General features: G+C 53.9%; 15 protein-coding genes. 3 read left to right on the forward strand and 12 right to left on the reverse strand.

What is annotated here, in order from left to right:
* Positions 1-8: 8 nt before the first annotated feature.
* The gene (locus KJS42_RS09470) at positions 9-2,870 is read right to left on the reverse strand and encodes a glycoside hydrolase family 3 protein (protein WP_213622679.1); all 2,862 of its coding nucleotides are present in this window, start codon (positions 2,868-2,870) and stop codon (positions 9-11) included.
* Between the two features lie 352 nt (positions 2,871-3,222).
* Here KJS42_RS09470 and KJS42_RS09475 point away from each other — a divergent pair, with 352 nt between their 5' ends.
* On the forward strand, positions 3,223-4,128 hold the full coding sequence (locus KJS42_RS09475; RefSeq protein ID WP_213622680.1) for a transposase: 906 nt from the start codon (positions 3,223-3,225) through the stop codon (positions 4,126-4,128).
* A 182-nt stretch (positions 4,129-4,310) separates the two neighbouring features.
* On the opposite strand, the gene KJS42_RS09480 is transcribed toward KJS42_RS09475, so the two are convergent.
* From KJS42_RS09480 to arfA, 6 genes are all read right to left on the reverse strand, one after another.
* Complete coding sequence (locus KJS42_RS09480; protein ID WP_193416445.1) at positions 4,311-5,858, reverse strand: response regulator transcription factor; 1,548 nt, start codon at positions 5,856-5,858, stop codon at positions 4,311-4,313.
* A 243-nt stretch (positions 5,859-6,101) separates the two neighbouring features.
* The gene (locus KJS42_RS09485; protein WP_213622681.1) at positions 6,102-7,073 is read right to left on the reverse strand and encodes a glycoside hydrolase family 43 protein; all 972 of its coding nucleotides are present in this window, start codon (positions 7,071-7,073) and stop codon (positions 6,102-6,104) included.
* Positions 7,074-7,142: 69 nt separating this feature from the next.
* A complete protein-coding gene (locus tag KJS42_RS09490) occupies positions 7,143-7,985 on the reverse strand; it encodes a carbohydrate ABC transporter permease (RefSeq protein WP_155605686.1) in 843 nt (280 codons plus the stop codon).
* Positions 7,982-8,881, reverse strand: coding sequence for a carbohydrate ABC transporter permease (locus tag KJS42_RS09495; protein WP_193416447.1), 900 nt, complete (start codon positions 8,879-8,881; stop codon positions 7,982-7,984). Before KJS42_RS09495 ends, KJS42_RS09490 begins: the two co-directional genes overlap by 4 nt.
* Positions 8,882-8,953: 72 nt before the next feature.
* A complete protein-coding gene (locus KJS42_RS09500; RefSeq protein WP_155605688.1) occupies positions 8,954-10,285 on the reverse strand; it encodes an ABC transporter substrate-binding protein in 1,332 nt (443 codons plus the stop codon).
* A gap of 184 nt (positions 10,286-10,469) precedes the next feature.
* Complete coding sequence (arfA, locus tag KJS42_RS09505; protein WP_213622682.1) at positions 10,470-11,990, reverse strand: arabinosylfuranosidase ArfA; 1,521 nt, start codon at positions 11,988-11,990, stop codon at positions 10,470-10,472.
* Between the two features lie 378 nt (positions 11,991-12,368).
* Between arfA and KJS42_RS09510 the strand changes: the two genes are divergently transcribed.
* Positions 12,369-13,286, forward strand: coding sequence for an ArsR/SmtB family transcription factor (locus KJS42_RS09510; protein ID WP_213622683.1), 918 nt, complete (start codon positions 12,369-12,371; stop codon positions 13,284-13,286).
* Positions 13,287-13,351: 65 nt separating this feature from the next.
* Here the strand turns inward: KJS42_RS09510 and KJS42_RS09515 are convergent, their stop codons facing one another.
* Together KJS42_RS09515 and KJS42_RS09520 are read right to left on the reverse strand one after the other, a co-directional pair.
* On the reverse strand, positions 13,352-14,089 hold the full coding sequence (locus KJS42_RS09515; RefSeq protein WP_213622684.1) for an SDR family NAD(P)-dependent oxidoreductase: 738 nt from the start codon (positions 14,087-14,089) through the stop codon (positions 13,352-13,354).
* A gap of 2 nt (positions 14,090-14,091) precedes the next feature.
* Positions 14,092-15,021, reverse strand: a complete 930-nt coding sequence (locus tag KJS42_RS09520) for a DMT family transporter (protein WP_213622685.1) — start codon at positions 15,019-15,021, stop codon at positions 14,092-14,094.
* A gap of 102 nt (positions 15,022-15,123) precedes the next feature.
* Here KJS42_RS09520 and KJS42_RS09525 point away from each other — a divergent pair, with 102 nt between their 5' ends.
* Positions 15,124-15,978 (forward strand): LysR family transcriptional regulator, encoded by an 855-nt coding sequence (locus KJS42_RS09525; protein WP_193416452.1) that lies wholly within the window; start codon positions 15,124-15,126, stop codon positions 15,976-15,978.
* Between the two features lie 266 nt (positions 15,979-16,244).
* Here KJS42_RS09525 and KJS42_RS09530 read toward each other — a convergent pair whose 3' ends face one another.
* The 3 genes from KJS42_RS09530 to araD all read right to left on the reverse strand — a co-directional run bounded on the left by KJS42_RS09530 (position 16,245) and on the right by araD (position 19,913).
* A complete protein-coding gene (locus KJS42_RS09530) occupies positions 16,245-17,378 on the reverse strand; it encodes a sn-glycerol-1-phosphate dehydrogenase (protein WP_213622686.1) in 1,134 nt (377 codons plus the stop codon).
* A 147-nt stretch (positions 17,379-17,525) separates the two neighbouring features.
* The gene (locus KJS42_RS09535; protein WP_213622687.1) at positions 17,526-19,202 is read right to left on the reverse strand and encodes a ribulokinase; all 1,677 of its coding nucleotides are present in this window, start codon (positions 19,200-19,202) and stop codon (positions 17,526-17,528) included.
* A gap of 15 nt (positions 19,203-19,217) precedes the next feature.
* Complete coding sequence (gene araD / locus KJS42_RS09540) at positions 19,218-19,913, reverse strand: L-ribulose-5-phosphate 4-epimerase (RefSeq protein WP_280516404.1); 696 nt, start codon at positions 19,911-19,913, stop codon at positions 19,218-19,220.
* Positions 19,914-20,009 lie beyond the last annotated feature (96 nt).

A 20,009-nucleotide genomic window follows, 5' to 3' on the forward strand; every position in this document is an offset into this window, starting at 1 on the left:
TAATCCTTCTAACATAACTTGAACCAGCTGATTTGCACTTCCCCTTGCAGATGCAGATACACATCATGCCGGCCCGACAAGCCGGTTGCGGCTTCGGCAGTTACCGTCGTCCAGGCCTGGCGTCCGCCGGTCGGCAGAAGCTTGCAGTTGACCACAGCCTCGCCATCCGTGGAATCCAGGGTCACCGCGATTTCGCCGCCCTTCAAATTCCCCGATACCCGAGCTTCGAACCGGGAGGCTCCTTCTCCGAAATCGACATCGCGGAAAGCAATCCATCCACGCTCGGATTTTAACCGGATGCTTTCGCCGCCCTCGCGGCACTCATCCAGGAAGACCTGCTCGTAATCATCGTAGTTGACCGCACGCACCGGTTCGAGCAGTGAACGCGGCGGCACGGTTTCACCTTCCACCTGAAGTGTTGCCATCAAGGCAATGACCTCCGAGGAAGATCCAACCATGACCGTCACTTCGCCCGCCTCCACGCAATACCGATCCCGAGTCACATCCCAGAACGCCAGCTCATCCGCCTTCAGCGTAAATGTAACCCGTTTCGCTTCTCCCGGCTGAAGATGCAGGCGAGTAAAACCCTTCAACGCCTTGAGTGGACGCGGCACCCGAGACTGCCCGATCCGTACGTATAGCTGCGGCACTTCATCCCCGGCCACATCTCCGGAGTTCCGCACTTCAAATGCGATCTGAACTTCACCGTCCTGACCAACCGTCGTCCGATCCAGCGTCAGTCCGCTATATTCAAACGTTGTATAGCTAAGCCCATGACCAAATGGGTAAAGGACTTCTCCGTCAAAATATTGATAAGTCCGCTTTCCTTTCATAATGTCGTAATCCTTCAATTCCGGTAGCTGGTTCACCGATTGGTACCAGGTCATATTGAGGCGTCCCGCCGGATTATAGTCGCCGAACAACACGTCGGTTACGGCATGTCCAAGCTCTTGGGCAGCATGGGAGGTAAACAGAATCGACGGCACATGCTCATTCTCCCAATTGACTGCAAACGGATAGCTGCCGACAATGACGACCACGGTATTCGGATTCGTTGCCCGTACCGCTTGAATCAGCACTTGCTGCGCTGGAGGCAGTACAATGTCAGCGCGGTCAATCGTTTCCTTCGCATTAATGAACGGGTTGTTACCCACGACGACAATCGCCGTCTCCGCTGATTTGGCCGCATGGACAGCCTTCTCGATCCCATTCTCTACGATTTCCACAACCCATTTTTCCCCTGGCAGACGGCTGTCGACCTTAATGGCATTATCAAAAACGTTCTCGCCAACCGCGATCAACCCGCCGCGCTCGTTCAGGACGATGGGCCGCCCGTTCCATGCCTTCATCTCGATCTGGCCGTCCGATGCGGGGCTAAAGTCGAATACTTCCTTCACGAACCAGCCGCTGGCTTCGTTCGCCGTTGCCGTCAGCAGACCCGAATCGGTCTCGGTCACAAATTTGCCGGTATCCACCAAACGTAGCGTGCTCGAGCCCCAGCCCCAATCGCCCCGCTCAAATACCGCCGCATCGGCCGCGTTCTCGCTGGTAGCTGCCAGAAATGCTTCCGCCCCTTCACCAGACGCGATCCGGACATATTTGCCGCTCACCGAGGAGCGCAAGCGAATCCGGTCCATGCCCGTTCCGAACAGGACGGGACGGTCTCCCATTTTCTCCTTTAGGCCTTGCAACGGAGTTACACGGTAAGGCGGCGTGCCGCTGTACCAGTCCGTAATCGCTTCATCCGCCAGCGGCCCGACAACGGCCACCGAACTTAACGTTTGCGGCAGGGGCAGTAAGCCTTCATTCTTCAATAGCACAATCGATTCCCGAGTCGCCGCCAACGACAAGGCCGCATGCTCCGGTGCGCACAGTTTGTCCTCCGGGACGCGGCTGTACGGATTTCGCTCCTCCGGATCGAACTCGCCCAGCCGGAACCGGACGCGGAAGGCGTTGCGCAAGGCGCGGTCTAGGTCCGACTCGGCCAGCAAGCCTTGATCCAACGCATTTCGCAGCGCCTGGAACATGATCGGTTGATCATCCGTCATGCTGTCGATGCCTGCCTTTATGCTCCCAGCCACCGCTTCCGCGTAAGATTCCAAGTAACGGTGATCCATCACCGTCCCCATCACGTCGCCGGCATCGCCAACGACAAACCCGTCCATCTCCCATTCGCCTTTAACGATGTCGTTTACTTCATGATTGAGGTTGCAAGGCGTACCGTTAATCCCGTTATAAGCCGTCATCATTGACCCGGCCCGGCCTTCCCGGAACGTGCGTTCAAACGCTTTCAAGTAATACTCTCGCTTGTTTCGCGGATCGATGCTCACCGAATCGCTGCCGCGGTCCACTTCATTGTTGTTCCCGTAAAAATGCTTCAACGTCGCTACGGCTTTATAATAAAACGGATGATCGCCTTGCAGGCCTTTCACCAGCTCGGTCGTCAACGCCCCCGTGAGGTGCGGATCTTCGCCATAGGCCTCCTCCGTCCGCCCCCACCGCGGGTCCCTTTCCATATCAACGGTTGGCGCCCAGATCGTCAAGCCGTTAACCGCCGGGTTCCGCTGAAAATACACGCGTGCCTCATCGCCGATCACAGAGCCGATTTGACGCATCAGCTCGGGATTCCAGGTACAGGCCAGCCCTGTATTTTGCGGAAAAGACGTCGCTTCCCCTAGCCAAGCTACGCCATGGGCCCCTTCCGTACCGTGTTTGTATGGTTTGACGCCGAGCCGCGGCACCTCGGTTTGAAACTGGCACATCAGCTCAACTTTCTCTTCCAGTGTGAATCGGGAAACCAAGTCATCCACCCGCTGCGCCAGTGGCAAATCGGGGTTTTGATAAGGATATTGGTACGTGCTGTTCGTCATACGATTACCTCGCTCCCATACTCTAAAATTTCGTTGTAAGCGCTTAAAAGTTATGCCCTGCTTGTTCCCGCGTGGTTTACCAACCCTATCATAGCCCGCCATTCATCCCCTGCGATACACGGAATATTAGTCATCTTTTCATATAAAAATATCGCATCGACCACACGGCCCCATAGGTACCTCACCCCTACTCTCAACGATTATCCCTTTCATTCAGAATTAGGGGTATCGGGGAGGAGTTTAAAAACAAGATCATTTTCTGGGATTTTTTCCTTGAAAACAGAACGTGTGTTTGGTATAATAAGGAAAAGAGAACGTATGTGCGCATATCTTGAGTTGGAGGGATCGTACATTGGAATTAGATGCGAATACGGAGCTTCAATCTATCAACCCCCGTTTTCAAAGTGAAGCGGACTGCATTGCTGCGATCATCGCTATGAAGTGGCCCAATGGCTTCGTCTGCCCGCGATGCGCCTATACCGAGTGCGCCCGTCTATCCTCCCGCCGCCTTCCTTTGTTTGAATGCGGTAGATGCGGCTATCAAGCCTCGCCCTTGGTGGGAACCATATTTGAAAGAACCCATCTGCCTTTGGTGAAATGGTTTCAAACTATGGAATTATTCCTGCTTCCCGATGGCATCTCGGCGCTGCGGTTGAGTCAGGTGATCCGGGTTACCTACAAGACCGCATGGCTCATGCTGCACAAAATCCGCCATACTCTCGGCGAATGCGATGCCCAGGAGCTGCTCTGCGGAGAGGTGAAGGTGAACTGCGATCAGTATGCGAACGATCCGTTGCGGTTTCATCCAGCCTCTCAACCTTATGCCACCGCGGTCGTCGCCGGATGCACGGTAACGGAGTCCGGCGAGCTGGAGCGGGTGAAGATTCAGCTGATATCGCATAAAAGGGGTGGCGGACAACGGGCTAACCGGCACGATCTCGCCGCGTTCATCAATAAGCAGGTCGATGTCCATACCTCTAGTATCCAGTCGTTCCCGTTGGCTTATCGGCTGTATTGGCCCTTGCGAAAAGAAATAAGAGCAGCTTGGGATTCTCTCAAAAATACGTATGTTGCCTTGGGGATAGGGCATTTGCAGACGTATCTGAATGAGTATACTGTACGCCGCCGCCTGCGCATGTCTGATTCTGAAGAGACGATGCGCCAGAAACTGCTTCAGATGTGCGTGTCCATTCCGGCGATCCCGTACCGCCAGCTAATAGAACACCAAAAAAACCCGTCCATTGCAGCAGCGGCTTAATTGACTGCTGAACTTACGGGTTAATCAGCGAACGAGAATGGTCGCTTTTATTACATTTTTTTCACTCGTACGTTTCAGTACCTCTTTCTCCACTCCCTGATGCAACGGGATAATGGTCAGAAGAAAGCGGATGACCTACATCCTCCGACCCCCTAACGAGAGAGGAACGGCCCAGAGAAGCCTCAAGCATGGTTGGTCTGCTTTCGGTAGGCAGAAGGGGAAGTCCCGACATACTTGCGGAATTTGCTATGAAAATAATCGACGTTCGTATATCCGACCTTTTCAGCCACCTGGTATACCTTCAAGCCTTCCTCCAGGTAACTCTTTGCTTTCTCAATCCGCACTTTATCCAGATACGTGTTGAAATATTCGCCCGTCGTATTCTTGAACAACTTGCCTAAATAAGCGCTGTTATAGTTAAAAATACCGGAGAGTGTCTCCAGTTTGAGATTATCGCTGTAGTTCCGGTGAATGAGGTCTAGCATAATTTTGACTTCGCGGTGTTTCCCGTCTTCACCGAGTTGATTCATGATCTGCTGCAGTAGAACCTCTGCCTGCCCGTTTAATTCCAGAATGGAATAGGCCTTTTGGATCTTGGAAAAACCGTCTGAAAACTCCTTGCCGCGGCTTTGCAGCTCCGGCGACTGCTTCAGCGCCTTGCTGTATATCGTCGTCAACAGCTCAACGTAACGGTTCTTGATTTCATTCTCCATCGCGCCATCCGTCATATACGCTTCGCCCAGTTGGCGCAGCAAAGATTTCACGGCATCCTGATTGCCGATGTCTACCGCATAAAAGAGCTGTTCCCCCAGTTCTTCGGTCGACAAATCCCCTGCGTCAGCAGCCCTTCCGGATCGCTTGTCTTCCGGGGTCAAAACGGTTCCCTGATCTAGAAAAAAATGATGCCGAACCAGTTCGCACGCTGTCCGATAGGATTCCCGAATTTCCGTCAAGCAACCGACCTTCCCGCCAAGTGCCACAGAGAAACGGATCCCCGTGCCGGCCAATTCAGCCGTGAGCTCGCGATAGATCCCCCCGAGTTCAACCGATAAAAGCGGTTCTTTAATCAGGACTCCAATCTTGGCGTGAATGGCGAACACCCAACCGCGGCCGGGTTCCTCGAACAGCCGAGCCAGCGCTTTGCGGACCAGTGCATTGCCTTGGGCCTCGACGTCCCCTTCCGTTTGCGCGCTAAGCAACAGGACTTGATACACCTTACCGCTGATGCCGACTTCACTGGCCCGCTCGCATAGCGGAGCAGGATCGTCATCTTCTTCACCGGTCAGCACGGACTGTATCAGTGCTTCCCGGTTCCATTCGGTCGTGACGTGCTTCCACTGCTGGGAGGCCCTCTCCTCATCGACCGTCAGCTTGATCTTCCAGAGATAATCCTTCAGTTCATCCTCATCCACCGGCTTCAGCAAATAACCGTCCACACGCTGGGTCATCGCCTTCTTAGCGTAACTAAAGTCCGCGTACCCGCTAAGTATCAAAATATGCAGGAGCGGATCCTGCATTCGGAGCTTTTCGATCAATTGCAACCCGTCCATACCAGGCATACGGATGTCAGCCACCACCAGGTCGGGTTGATATCGTTGAAATTTATCCAGTGCTTCGTTCCCGTTCGCCGCTGTATCCACAACTTCGTAGCCACAGGCTTCCCAATCGATGAACGTACGTAGGCCTTCTCTGAGCTTGGGTTCGTCGTCAACAATAAGCACTTTAATCATTAGGCATTCCTCCGACCGGAAAAAAAGTTTCGTTCTTCCAGTTAGTAAGATTAATAAAGCGTTTACAATTTATTATATTTCAATTTTTGCTTCATCCACAAACATTATTCTGTTGACTTGTTGCACTATTTTGATGCAAAGGAACGAAAAAGCTGCTCCTTCTCATCGTTGGATGAGCCTAGAGCAGCCTTTTTCCTGAACGGATCAAACCCGCCGCAAGGACTTGGGTTCAACTGATTTGCCCTAATTCCCCTTAAGGGAAGAGTCCGGCACCGGCACACCGAAATTCGGCGTACCATCTTCGTTCCATTCCAGAAACTGAGCCCGCGTATGCCGGTTCGGGTCATACAGCGGATCGCCAACGATCTCCCTGTAATTGCGGGCATGATAGACCAACACGTCGCGCCCGTCTTCCGAGACGGTAAAGCTGTTGTGTCCCGGTCCGAACTGACCGGCAGCCTCATTGGAGACGAACACCGGGATCGGCGATTTCATCCAGGAGCCGGAGTCCAGCAAGTTTGCAGATGCATCGGCGGAGAGCAAACCCATACAATAATGATGGTTGGTGGCACTAGCCGAATAGCTGATGAAAATACGCCCATTCCGTTTTAGTACCGCCGGTCCTTCGTTTACTTTAAAACCGATGGTTTCCCAGTCGAATTCGGGCGAAGAGATCATGACTTGTTCTCCAATCAGCGTCCAAGGATTGCTCATTCGGGAGATGTAGAGATTGGAGTTGCCTTCAATCTTCGGGTCCTTCTGTGCCCAAACGTAATAACGTTCCCCCTGATGCTCGAACATCGTTGCATCCAGCGCAAACGACTCCCATGACGTGCGAACCTGGCCTTTCTCTTGCCATATACCTTCGAGCGGATTGGCTGAAGGGTTCTCCAGCACGTACATCCGGTGATCAAATAACCCCTCGTTCGTCTCGGTCGTTCGCGCCGCGGCAAAATAGATATACCATTTCCCTTCGATGAAATGGAGTTCCGGCGCCCAGATGTTGGCGCTCAACGGACCGGATTCATATTTACGCCAGGCCACGACCGGCTCGGCCTCCCCCAATCCTTGCAGCGTCGTCGATCGGCGGATTTCGATCCGGTCGTACTCGGGAACCGAAGCCGTAAAGTAATAATAACCGTCCTGATGCTTGTAAACCCACGGATCCGCCCGCTGCTCCACGATCGGATTCAGATACTCCTGCTTGTGACTCATCTCGGTTTCTCCTTCTCCTTCTATTATTTGGATTTCTCGCCGGCCTGCTTCTCGGGCATTATTTCCGTTCTAGCCTTTGACTGCTCCCGCTGTCATCCCATCGATAAAGTATTTTTGGAAAGCGACGAACAAGATAAAAATCGGAATGATGGAGAAAAACGAACCTACTATCAGCAAATCATAGTTGTTGCCGTAAGGGGTTAGCAGCGTCTTTAACCCGATCGGCAACGTATATTTGTTCGCATCGCTCAGGACCATAAACGGCCACAGGAAATTATTCCAGCTGTTCATGCCGTTCAGGATTGCCATCGCCGCAAAAGAAGGCTTCATGATCGGCAGGATCAGCCGCACGTAGATCCCGTACTCACTTGCCCCGTCAACGCGGCCGGCCGCGATAATTTCCCGGGGAATTCCTCGCAGATATTGTCTGAAGAAGAAGATGGTCGCTGCGCTGGCGATCCCCGGCAGTATGATGGCCGAGTAGGAATTCATCAGCCCGATATCGTAGGTCAACGTATACAGCGGCAGCAGCAGAATTTCGAACGGAACCATCATGATCAGCAGCACGCAGACGAACAGGACGTTTTTCCCCTTAAATTCATAAGCCGAAAACCCGTACGCCACTGTAGCGCTGACCAACAGCGTCAATACCACCTGTATGACTGTCAGCAACAGCGAGTTGAAGAACCACATAAAATAGGAATGATTCCCTGTGAACAAGTAAACAAAGTTATCAAAGCTCATGGCAGGCAGATCAAACCGCAAATTGAGCCCGTACCGGATCAAATCCTCGCCAGGCTTAAACGAAGCTAGCGTTACGGCGTAAAATGGCAGAAGGATCAGTACGCACAGGAAGGCAAAAAACAGGAATAAGACGATTTTGATCGGCAAGCCGCGGGTTGATTTCGTCATACTTCCTCCTCCTTCTTAAACATACCGGTAAAGGCCAGCTGCGTGAGGTTAATGACCATCGTAATGACGAGAAGTACGATACCGACGGCAGCCGCATACCCCAGGTTGTTCTTCTCGATCCCTTGGCGGTATAAATAGCCAACGATAGTTAACCCGATGTTCTTCGGAGAATTGTTGCCGTTCCAGAGCATCATGCTTTCGATGAACATCGCCAGGCCGGCATAAATACTGATCGTCAAAACATAAATCGTTGTCGGCTTCAACAGCGGCATCGTGATCTTCATAAATCGCTGGATGGGTGAGGCGCCATCGATCGAAGCAGCTTCGTAATATTCGTCAGGAATATTCTTAAGTCCGGATAGGAAATAGAGCATGTTCACCCCGGTCCATCGCCAGGTCGCCAGGGCCAATAAAGCAATGAAGCCGGTGGTTTGCCCTTTCAGGAACTTGATAGGCTCCACGCCAAATAACCCGAGGAAGCTATTGATCAAGGAACCTTCCATCTCCCCGAACATCAGTCGAAAAATGGTCCCGGCCACCACGACCGAGGTCAATGCCGGGAAGAAAAATGAGGACTTGAAAAACTCCCTGGCCCACATGAACTTGTTGTTGATCAATACGGCAAACAGCATCGGAAACGGAATCAGAATCACTAAAGTCAAGACCATATAGATGGCGCTGTTACCAACCGCTTTGAGGAAAATACCGTCCCCCATCAATTTCTCGTAATTGTCCATTCCGATCCACGCCGCTTCCTGCCCTAGGGTCACTTTCTGAAAGCTCATCCCGAAGGAGCTGGCCAGAGGATACACCCAAAAGATGAGGAACACGAGCACAAACGGAAAAATAAATACGTAAGGTGCTACTTTTTGTGAGTATAGGAATTTTTTGACCATCGCCCTACCCCTTTTTTTAAACAGAGCTACTCCGGATGGAGTAGCTCGCTGTTTATTTCTGCAGATTTGGGATTACTTCAGTTCCTGCTCGATTTGTGCTTGCGCATCGTCCAAAGCCTGCTTGATATCCTTGCCGTCTTCAAATATTTCGTTTAACGTGACCGTACAGAGTACGTTGTTGATCGTTGGCGACGCCGAAGTCGATTTGATGAGTCGAATTTCGTCCTTGATATCGGCCAGCACGTCAAATGGATTGTTCACGAAATATTGAACGAACTGGTTATCCGGGTTATGGGTAACGTCCTTCATTTCCCATACATCCATGTTGACCGGGTCGAAACCCAACGTATTCCAGATCTCAATATTGGCATCCTCCGACAGTTTAGCGAAAGCCAAGAAATCCTTCGCCAGTTGAACATCTTTCGCCGTCTTGGTCACAACGGTTCCGGTTCCTCCGCCGCCGACCGACCGCGGCATCCCTTTCTCGATGACCGGGATCGGTGCGATCGCGATCTTTCCGGATAAATCCTTCATATAGTTCGTGTATCTCGACATTTGCCACAGCGGCATGAAAGCGGTCGCATAGTTCCCTGCGTTAAACTCCCCGTACGCTTCTTCCGTATCCGGCTGCCCGCCGGCGATCGTGGCGATGACATTGTTGTCCTGTAGGTCTTTCAGCAACGTGAGCGCCTTGACCATCGCTTCTGAATTGACGACCGGGTTCCCGGCGTCGTCCGTAAAGTCCGTCCCTTGCTGCGCCAGCAGCTGGGAAGTTTGCCACGTTGCGCTCGTATCGGCGGTCCCCATGTATTTCCCGGTTTTCTCATAAACTTGGATCCCGGCTTTTTTATAATCATCCCATGTGACGATCGTCTTGTAATCCACCCCGGCCGCTTCCAAAATTTCCGTATTGTAAAAAGCGACCGAAGCGCCGACGTGGGTCGGAATGCCGTAATTCTTACCGTCCTTGCTGTAAAGGTCGATTCTGGATTTGACGATCGTGTCTCGGTACGGGTCGATGACGTCGTTCAATTCGACCAACTGCGGCGTCCCGGCCAAGAAATCCGGGAACTTGCCCAGCTCGATATCGGCGATATCCGGAGCGCCAACGCCTGTCTGCACGGCAATCGATAATTTGTTATGCATATCATCGTAAGGCATCACGGTGACGTTCAGCTTAATTTGCCGATCCGGATTCGCGGCGTTCCACTTCTCCAACATCTTTTCAAAATGCTGTCCATGCAGTTCTACGAATGTCCAATAAGAGAGTTCTGTCGCACTTTCACCAGCACCGCCGTCCAGCACGGAGGTTTCCCCTCCGGCCGTCGTCGACGCCTTGCCGCAGCCCCATAACCAGGTAGCCATCGTTAATATCAAGAGCACTATGAATCCTTTTTTCTTCATCCTTGACCCTCCCTGACAAAATAAAATCTACACACTCCATCTACAGTCTGTTTCTCTCACTTCTAGTCAACCCGTTGGTCAATCAATGACCCTTAGAAGCGCTCACCTGTTGTGCATAGCTCATGTTGTCATCGTTCAATTGGGAGATAAACCGGCTTCTCTTGGAGGAGCACCGATTCGCTAGCTAGTTTATTGGCTTACCCAAACGAATCACGTTCCAGGAAGCTTTGGCCAATCGCGCTTTGACATAACCGTCATCGCATGTCGCACTCCCTGCGGCGTGAGGTTTAACATCTTCCCGGTCCGCCGTATTTACGGCCTTCAAATCCTCGTGCTCCAGCACGAGATGCTCGATCAGGCGGTATCCTTCAAACCCGCGGATGTCGCAATCCAGCTCAAGGGCTTCCTCTAGATGGCGGTTAACTGCAAAAATCGTAAGCGTCTCTTCCGCTTCGTTATATACAACAGCGCTGTCCAGATAAGGGACATCGGTATAATCCTTGGCATCGTATACCGGCGAGTTGACAACCGGTTGAAGCGAGACCCCCCGTCCGAAAACCGAGGCATGCATATACGGGTAAAAGATGGTTTGCTTCCAGGACCGTCCGCCATTCTCTGTCATGATCGGGGCGATGACGTTGACCAGTTGCGCCATGCAAGCCATTTTCACCCGGTCGGCATGACGCAGGAACGTAATCAGCATGCTGCCTACAAGCAAGGCGTCCTCGAAATTGTAGACGTCTTCCAGCTGAGGCGGAGCAATTCCCCAAGGCGTAAGCTTGGCGTCGGCATCGTTGGAGTGGTACCAGACGTTCCATTCGTCGAAACTGAGGTACATCGTTTTGGAGCTGCGTTTCTTCGCTTTGACATAATCGCAGGTGGCGATCACCGTCCGGATGAAATGGTCCATATCCATCGAGCGAGCCAGGAATCCGGCGCTATCGTTATCCCGGTTGCCATAATATTGATGCAGAGATATGTAGTCAGCAACCTCGTAGGTATGATCCAGCGTCACCGCTTCCCATTCAGGGAACGAAGGCATCGAAGAACTGGAGCTTCCGCAAGATACAAGCTCGATATCGGGATCCACCAAACGCATCGCCTTCGCCGTCTCGTAAGCGAGGCGGCCGTATTCCTGCGGCGTCTTCTGACCGATTTGCCAGGGGCCGTCCATCTCGTTGCCCAGGCACCAGGTTTTGATCTTGTGCGGCTGCTCGTAACCATGGCTGCGGCGCAATTCGCTCCAATAGCTACCGCCGGGATGGTTGCAGTACTCCAGTAAATTGCGGGCGGCGTCAACACCGCGAGTGCCCAGGTTCACCGCCATCATCACTTCCGAGCCAACCTCTTTAGCCCAGCTTGCAAACTCGTTTGTCCCAACCCAATTAGGCTCAACCGTTCTCCAAGCCAGCTCCAGGCGCTTAGGTCTCGCTTCAACCGGACCGACTCCATCCTCCCAGTTGTACCCGGATACGAAGTTCCCGCCGGGATACCGGATGATCGGAACGTTCAGCTGTTTGACCAGCTCCTTTACGTCGTTACGGAATCCCAATCGGTCGGCCGCCGGATGCGAAGGCTCATAAATCCCTCCGTAGACCGCTCGGCCCAGATGTTCAATGAAGGAGCCGTAAATCCGCCGATCCACTTCGGCAATCTTAAAGGCTTTGTCTACGACCATCGTTGCTCGCGGTGCTGCTGATGACATGTTGACCACCTTCCGTTTTAGTAAATACTAAACCATTTCGAATTTCCTTGAATGAATACGTTTACAGGTATAAAATAACATATGAAATTAAGGTTGTAAATATATTTATCTAAACTGTTTTATGTTTTTATAAAATTAATGAGATAAAACATCCTGCAACACCTGAAAATCGCTGTAATTCACATGAATTTTCAATAAAACAATGAAATTAAGTTTAGATTAACATGAAGTTAATTGCGTATTTATTACAAAATTAAACTATTTTTTGAACTATATTTACATATTTTGATTTGATACTTTATTAAACGACCGAGTTAGTTTATAATATTCTAAAATAAAAGAATCCATTATCCTATTGGAAGAAGGTTCGAATATCCGATGATCTATATTAAGGATTTGATGAGCGGGATCGACATTTTTAAAGCATTAAGCTCCGAGATCAGGATTCAAATCCTCGAACTGCTGGCGAAGAACCAAGCCTTAAATCTGAACGACCTGGCCACCAAACTAGGCTTAAGCAACGGGGCCATTACCATGCATATTAAGAAGCTCGAAGAGAGCGGTTTGATCGAAATCAATACTTCGGTAGGCAAACATGGCATCCAGAAGATTTGTTATTTGAACAAAGACAAGCTGATGGTCGACCTGCGGAGCAAGGATGTCGACAATTTATATGAAGTGGAAATTCAAGTGGGTCACTACAGTAATTATCAGGTTGCTCCAACCTGCGGGCTCGCGACAAAGGACAGCATCATCGGCGATTTTGACGAACCTCGCTACTTTGCCGATCCGCAGCGAATCGATTCGGAGATCATTTGGTTGTCCGAGGGTTTCCTCGAATATCGCATTCCGAACTACCTCAAGCCGAACCAGACCTTTCGGGAAATTCAATTTTCGATGGAGCTTGGCTCGGAGGCCCCGGGATATTGCGACAACTACCCATCCGACATCTATTTCTATTTGAACGGCGTTGAAATTGGCTTCTGGACGAGTCCGGGAGATTTCGGCGATGCACGTGGCACGTTTAACCCGGATTGGTGGCCGCCGCATCTGAACCAATACGGCATGCTGAAGCTGATCCGGATCAACAATGAGGGCAGCTTTATCGACGGATGCCGCATCTCCGACGTCACACTGGAGCAGATCAACCTTGATTACAAAAGCGAGCTGACGTTTCGCATCGCCGTCACCGACAAGCCGATCAACAAGCGGGGGTTGACTATCTTCGGCAGGAACTTCGGCAACTATAGCCAGGACCTCCTGGCCCGGGTGCTGTATGATGTGCGAGAGGAATAACAAAAGAAGCAGCGATCAGGTTCCCCATTCGGCCTGAAAGCTGCTTTTTTTATGAACAACCTATTCTACATCGTTTGCCCGTTATCGATGGTAACGATTTGCCCGGTCAGTGAGGGCTGTTCCAGGACAGCGGCGATGAGTGCGGCAATTTCCTCCGGTGTGGAGATCCGGTCCAAGGGCAGATGACGAATGAGCGCACGCATCTGCTCCTCCTTACCTGCCCACCAACGCGTGTCTACCGCTCCGGGGGCTACGCCGGTGACGCGAATGTCCGGCGCCAAGGCATGGGCCAGCGATTTCGTCAAACCATGGACGGCGGCCTTCGATACTGCATACGGAAGCGAAGAGCCTTTCCCCGTGATTCCTGCGATGCTGCCGACGTTGACGATGGCTCCCTTCCCGGCCTTCAAATACGGCGCGGCGGCCCGTGCACAGTTGAACATGCCTTTCACGTTGACCGCGAACAGATCGTCCCATGTCTCCTCCGTGACCGCATCCAAGTCCTCCATGGCGATATACCGGGTGATGCTGGCATTGTTGACCAAGTAATCGATCGTCCCGAATGCCTTGACGATCTGTTCGACCATGGAGACGACCTCGGCATTTCGGGATACATCGGCCTGAATGGCCATCGCCCGGCCGCCGAATTGCCGAATGGCCTGCGCGGTCTCCTCGGCCTCCACCGCGGAACGGGAGTAGTTGATGGCGACGATCGCCCCGCGTTCGGCCAGCAGCATGGCTGTAGCTCTGCCGATTCCCGTACCGCCCCCGGTAACCAGAACAACCTTGTTAAGGTAACCCATATTTACATCTCCTCCTGCATCAAATATGGACTCGTTGCCTTCGCGTGGATCTGCGGGCTGCGTTTCGCCTGCCAGTTCACCAGGAATACGCCCGCGCAGGTCAAGGCTCCGCCAACGTATACATACCAATCGATGTGCTCGCCAAGCAGCAGCCAGCTGCAAAGCACGCTAAAGATCGGAACGAGGAACAGGAACGAGCTCGTTTTTCCCGGATCGCTATGGCTAAGCAAATAGAACCAAAGCGTAAATTGGACGATGGAACAGAAGAAAACCATCCAAACGACCACCAACCCTGACGTAACATTCAGATCAAAGACGGGGTTCTCCCCTATTATGCTGAGGGTCAGCAGCATAACGCCGCCTGCGAGCATTTGGTAGGCGGCCAGCACGCTTTTATCGAACGCCGGGCCAAATCGATTGATGAGCAACGTGGCGACGGTAAAGCAAACCGCTCCGGCAAAAGCAAACACCATGCCGGGGTCCAAGCTCAAATGCAGCCCAAAGGTGATCATCACGCCGATAAAACCGATCGCTACGCCAAACCATTGCCTCACGCGATAAGCAGTGCCCATCAACGCACCCCATAAGATCAGCATGAGCGGGCTGGTACTCGAGATAATCGCCGACTCCCCGGAGGTGATCCATCTCATGCTGTAAGCGGTGAATCCCATCACCCCAACCGATTGAAATAAACCGAGCAGCAGGATCTGCCGCCAGGACTTGACTCCTTGGGGTTGCGGTTTTTTAGCGCTGAATAAGGCAAGTAATCCCCCGGCAAACAAGAACCGGAGTCCCATTAACATAAGCGGGGTCGTATACACCATTCCCAGCTTAGCAACGGGGTAGGCCGTCCCCATTAAGAACGTGGTCAACAGCAGCAAACCTGTATATTTATATAAGTCCTCATGTAGCTCTTCCTCCCATGGTGTCATTCTTGTTTGTATTGTAAGGGAGGTTTGAAATTATGTATAATGATTGGTAGAGATAGTTGATATCATTTTTGGTGATATCCGCACAAAAGGAGGACTCCCCCGATGGAAAGCGCAGAATTACGCATTTTTCAAGCCGTTGCCCGAGAAGGCTCCATCACGAAAGCCGCCGACCGGCTGGGTTATGTACAGTCCAATGTGACCGCTCGCATTAGACAACTGGAGACTGAGCTGGGGACGGGGCTGTTCTACCGCCATAACCGAGGCATGACCTTGACCTCCAGCGGCAAAATGCTGCTGGATTACGCCGATAAAATCGTCGGCCTTCTGGACGAAGCGGCAGCAGCGCTTTCCTTCTCCGGCGAGCCTACCGGTCCGTTGCTGATCGGCTCGACCCAAACAACGGCAGCCGTTCGGCTGCCCAAGCTGCTGAGCAAGTATTACGAAATGCATCCAAAGGTCGAATTAACGCTGACCACCGATCTCTCCGACCGCCTGGCGGAGAAGGTGATCCATTACGATCTAGACGTAGCCTTCGGCAACTTCCGCTACAATCATGACGAGTTGACCCGTATTCCCGTGTTCGACGAGGAGGTTGTCGTCATTTCTCCCCCGGGCATTGATAACCTGGACGAAGCCCTAACGAAGCCAAGCCTTGTCTACAGCCGAGGCTGTACCTACCGCGAAATGCTGGAAGAAATGCAGCAGTCTCGCGGCCGAACTTACGTGGGAGCAATGGAATTCGGCACGCTGGAAGCGATCCTCGGCGGCGTTTCGGCCGGCCTCGGCATCTCGCTGGTGCCGCGGATCGTCGCCGAGAAGCAGGCGCAGGACGGTACCGTGCGGATTCATGAGGTCCCCGAAGCGATGCGCCATATGCAGACCGAGCTCATCTACCGCAAAAACGCCCAACCAACCAGCGCACTCCGCGCTTTGATTGATTTGTTGAGCGTGGCTTAAGGGGCTTTTGGCCGTGGCCGTGGCCGGACATAAATAGCGGTAAAAAATCACCTTATTTCCGACGGAACGCCCGTTTTCACCGGAATAAGGTGATTTTTTGGTCTTATTTCGCCCCGGAATCCCTTTGGAAGGCGGAATACGGGGAGATAAGGTGATTTTGTGGCGCTATTTCGCCAAAAAATCGAAGTTTACGCGAAATAAGGTGATGGATCACCGCTATTTCGCGCCAAACGAGCCGGCAGCCCGGCCGCGGGACGGTTCGCGCGCTAGGCCTGCTCCGCCTCGTTCAGCGCCCGCAGCAGCGTGCGGCGGTCGCGCACCAGGTGGGCTTCGCGCAGGCTGCGCGCGAACAGCTCCTCGCCGACGCCCAGCTCGGCGAGGGTTGCCGGCCCGCCGGCCTTGCGCAGCAGGCCGCGGAGCTCGGCTTCGCCGGGCAGGTCCCGCAGCCAGGCGCGGACCTGCTCCCCGTGTTCCCGGAGCGCCGCCGGCTCGGCGCCCGGGAAGGTCCCTTCGCCCGCGGCGTGGTACGCGCGGGCGATTTCGGCGCAGGCAACGCCGACTTTGGCGCCGTGCAGCAGCGCCCGCCGGCCCAAGCGCAGGTATTCCATCTCCCAGTAATGGGAGAGATGGTGTTCTGCGCCGGAGGCCGGGTGCGACTGCCCGAACAGCAGCATGGCGATGCCCGATTCGATCAGCGCCGTCATCAAGGCGCGGATCCCTTCTTCCGAGCGCGCGCCAATCGCATCGGCGTGCGTCACGCAGTTCAAGAGCGCACGCTCGGTTATCGCCGCCGCCTGTTCGTCATAAGGTTCCCCCGCGGTCAGACGGGAGAACTTCCAGTCGAACAGGCTGGTACACTTGCCGAGCATATCGCCAAAACCCGCGGCGACCAGCCGCTGCGGGGCCGCCATCAGAACGTCGAGGTCGGCGAATATCGCTACCGGCGGCACCGCCGGCACTGTCTTCTTGACCCCGCGAATAATGAGCGGCGCGCCCGCGGAGGTGAAGCCGTCCACGGACGGTGCCGTTGGCACCGATACGAACGGCTTGCCGGTCTTGTGCGCGGCAAACCGGACGATATCGTGAATCGTCCCGGAGCCCACAGCGATGAGCGCGTCCGTCTCCTCGGGACGGATCTCCAGCAGCAGCTGGACAAGCGCGATCTCGTCAGCGACGACATCGCCCTGCGCGTCAGGCTGAATCAGGCAAACGCGCGTCTCGACGGCCTCGGCCGCCAGCAAACCGCTCAGTTGCTCCCCCGCCGCCGCATACGTGTGATCGTCCGCCACCAGCAGGACATGATCATAACCTTGTTCCCGCAAGTAAGGAACGACCTTCCGGATTGCACCCCGTTCTAGTTCAATCACTTTCAATTGCTCCAATAACCTGTCTTTCAGCATGGTATCCCCTCCCTGGGCTATCCATCGACTCCTGCAACCTTCCGCAACATCCTAATACTCCCGCAGCTTCCGAAATAGGCGACAGGCGAAGCCTTTGAGCCATCGGTACGTTACTCGCCAGCCCATCTCTCCGCCCGTCCCCTACTCTTACTCCGCTGCCTGCTTAATCCGCTTCAGACGTTTCATCACGTTGTTTTCCCCGCGGCCAAAATAATCGTGCAGCTGGCTGTACTCCTGGTACAACTTCTCGTACACTTCCACGTGCGCCGGAATCGGCTTGAACGTTTCCTCCTTGACGCGGGCCATCTTCCCGGCCGCATCCAGGATCGAATCGTACCCGCCAGCCGCCTCACCCGCCGCAACGGCCGCGAACATCGCCGCACCAAGAGCCGGCGTCTGCTTGGAATCCGCCACAAAAATCTCGCGGTTCGTCACATCCGCATAAATTTGCATCAACAGGCGGTTTTTCTGCGGCAGTCCCCCACAGGCATACAGCGCATCCACCCGTACGCCGTTTTGATCAAACGCGTCAACGATTTTGCGCGTGCCAAAAGCCGTCGATTCCAACAGCGCCCGGTAAATCTCCTGCGGCTTGGTCAGCAGCGTCATCCCCACAATCAGACCGGTCAAATCGGTATCCACCAGCACGGACCGGTTGCCGTTCCACCAATCCAGCGCGAGCAGGCCGGTTTGCCCCGGTTGGTACGCGGCCGCTTCCCGCTCCAGCCATTGGTGCACATTCAGGCCTTCCTTCTCGGCGGCCTCCTTCACGTAAGCCGGCAACGCTTCTTCGACGTACCATTCAAAAATATCGCCCACGGCCGACTGCCCAGCCTCATAACCGTACAAGCCCGGAATGATTCCATCCTCGACCACGCCGCACATGCCTTCCACCTGTTTCTCTTCCGTCCCCAGCAGCATGTGGCAAATCGAGGTTCCCATCGCCATGACCAGCTTGCCCGGCGTAACGACGCCGACGGCCGGCACGGCCGCATGCGCGTCCACGTTACCCACCGCCACGGCGATGCCTGGCGTAAGGCCCATCATCTCGGCCATTTCCGGCAGAAGTCCGCCCGCGTTCGTCCCCAGCGGAATCACGTCGCCGCGCAGCTTCGTATCCGTCAAATCCTCCATCCGAGGATCCAGCGCCTTAAAATACGCCTTGCTCGGATATCCGTCTTGCTTATGCCATATTGCTTTATAACCCGCCGTACAACTGTTGCGGACGATGTTGCCGGTCATTTGCGCAATAACCCAATCGGTCGCTTCCAGAAACAGATCTGTCTTCTCGTAGATCTCCGGCGCTTCATCGAGAATTTGCCATACCTTGGCCATCATCCATTCGGAGGAAATCTTCCCCCCATATCGCGGCAAAAAAGCCTCTCCCCGATCAGCCGCAATCGCGTTGATCTTGTCGGCCTCCGGCTGGGCCGCATGGTGCTTCCATAACTTCACCCAGCTATGCGGGTTGTCGGCCAGCTCCGGATCGAAGCTAAGCGGCTGACCTTGGGCGTCCACCGGGAGCATCGTGCAGGCGGTAAAATCGATCCCAATCCCGATCACGTCCGCCGGATCGATCCCCGATTCCTTTAGCACCGCGGGCACGGAGCGCCGAAGCACCTCCAGATAGTCGCCGGGATGCTGCAAGGCCCAATCATGCTCGAGCTTGATCCCGGAACCGGGCAGCCGCTCGTCGATGACATGATGCGGATATGGCGTGACATGGTCAGCGACCTCCCGGCCGTCCGACAAATCTACCAGCACTGCGCGTCCGGACTGGGTGCCGTAGTCGACGCCGATCGTGTACTTTTTCCCTTTGCTCATGGTTATCCCTCCCCGTTATTTCTGCCCGTAATAAGCATTTACTCCGTGCTTCCGCAAAAAATGCCGATCCAACAGCGTCTGATCCATCGCCTGCGTATCCGGGTTGATCTGCAGCATGCGGGCGGCGATTTTCGCTACTTCCTCCAGCACGACCGCGTTATGAACGGCATTATGCGCATCCTTGCCCCATACGAACGGGGCATGCGAATGCACAAGCACCCCAGGCACCTGGTTCGGATCGAGGCCAAGCTCGGCAAACCGCTCCACGATGACATTGCCTGTCTCCAACTCGTAAGCACCCTTGATTTCTTCCCGCGTCATCGGCCGCGTTACCGGGATCTCTCCGTAGAAGTAATCGGCATGCGTCGTTCCGTACGCCGGTAATCCCCGCCCCGCCTGGGCCCAACTGGTTCCCCATGGGGAATGCGTGTGCACGACCCCGCCGATTTCGGGGAATTCACGGTAGAGCACCCGATGCGTTGGCGTATCGGAGGACGCTCGCAGGTTCCCCTCCACTACATTGCCTTCCAGATCGACCACGACCATATGCTCCGGTTTTAATTCCTCATACGGCACGCCGCTTGGTTTGATGACGAACAATCCGCTTTCCCGATCGATCCCGCTGACGTTTCCCCACGTAAACGTGACCAGGCCATATTTGGGCAACTCCAAATTGGCTTCCCACACCTGCTGCTTTAAGGCTTCCATCATCGCTTGATCCAACCCCTTTCCTCATCCCATGTCATCCCATATAACAAAAGGTACGTACAAGTTACCGAGCACCTGCTTCAACCCGAAACGGCACCG

It is taken from the genome of Paenibacillus sp. J53TS2, assembly GCF_018403305.1.
GTDB classification, from domain to species: Bacteria; Bacillota; Bacilli; order Paenibacillales; family Paenibacillaceae; genus Fontibacillus; species Fontibacillus rhizolycopersici.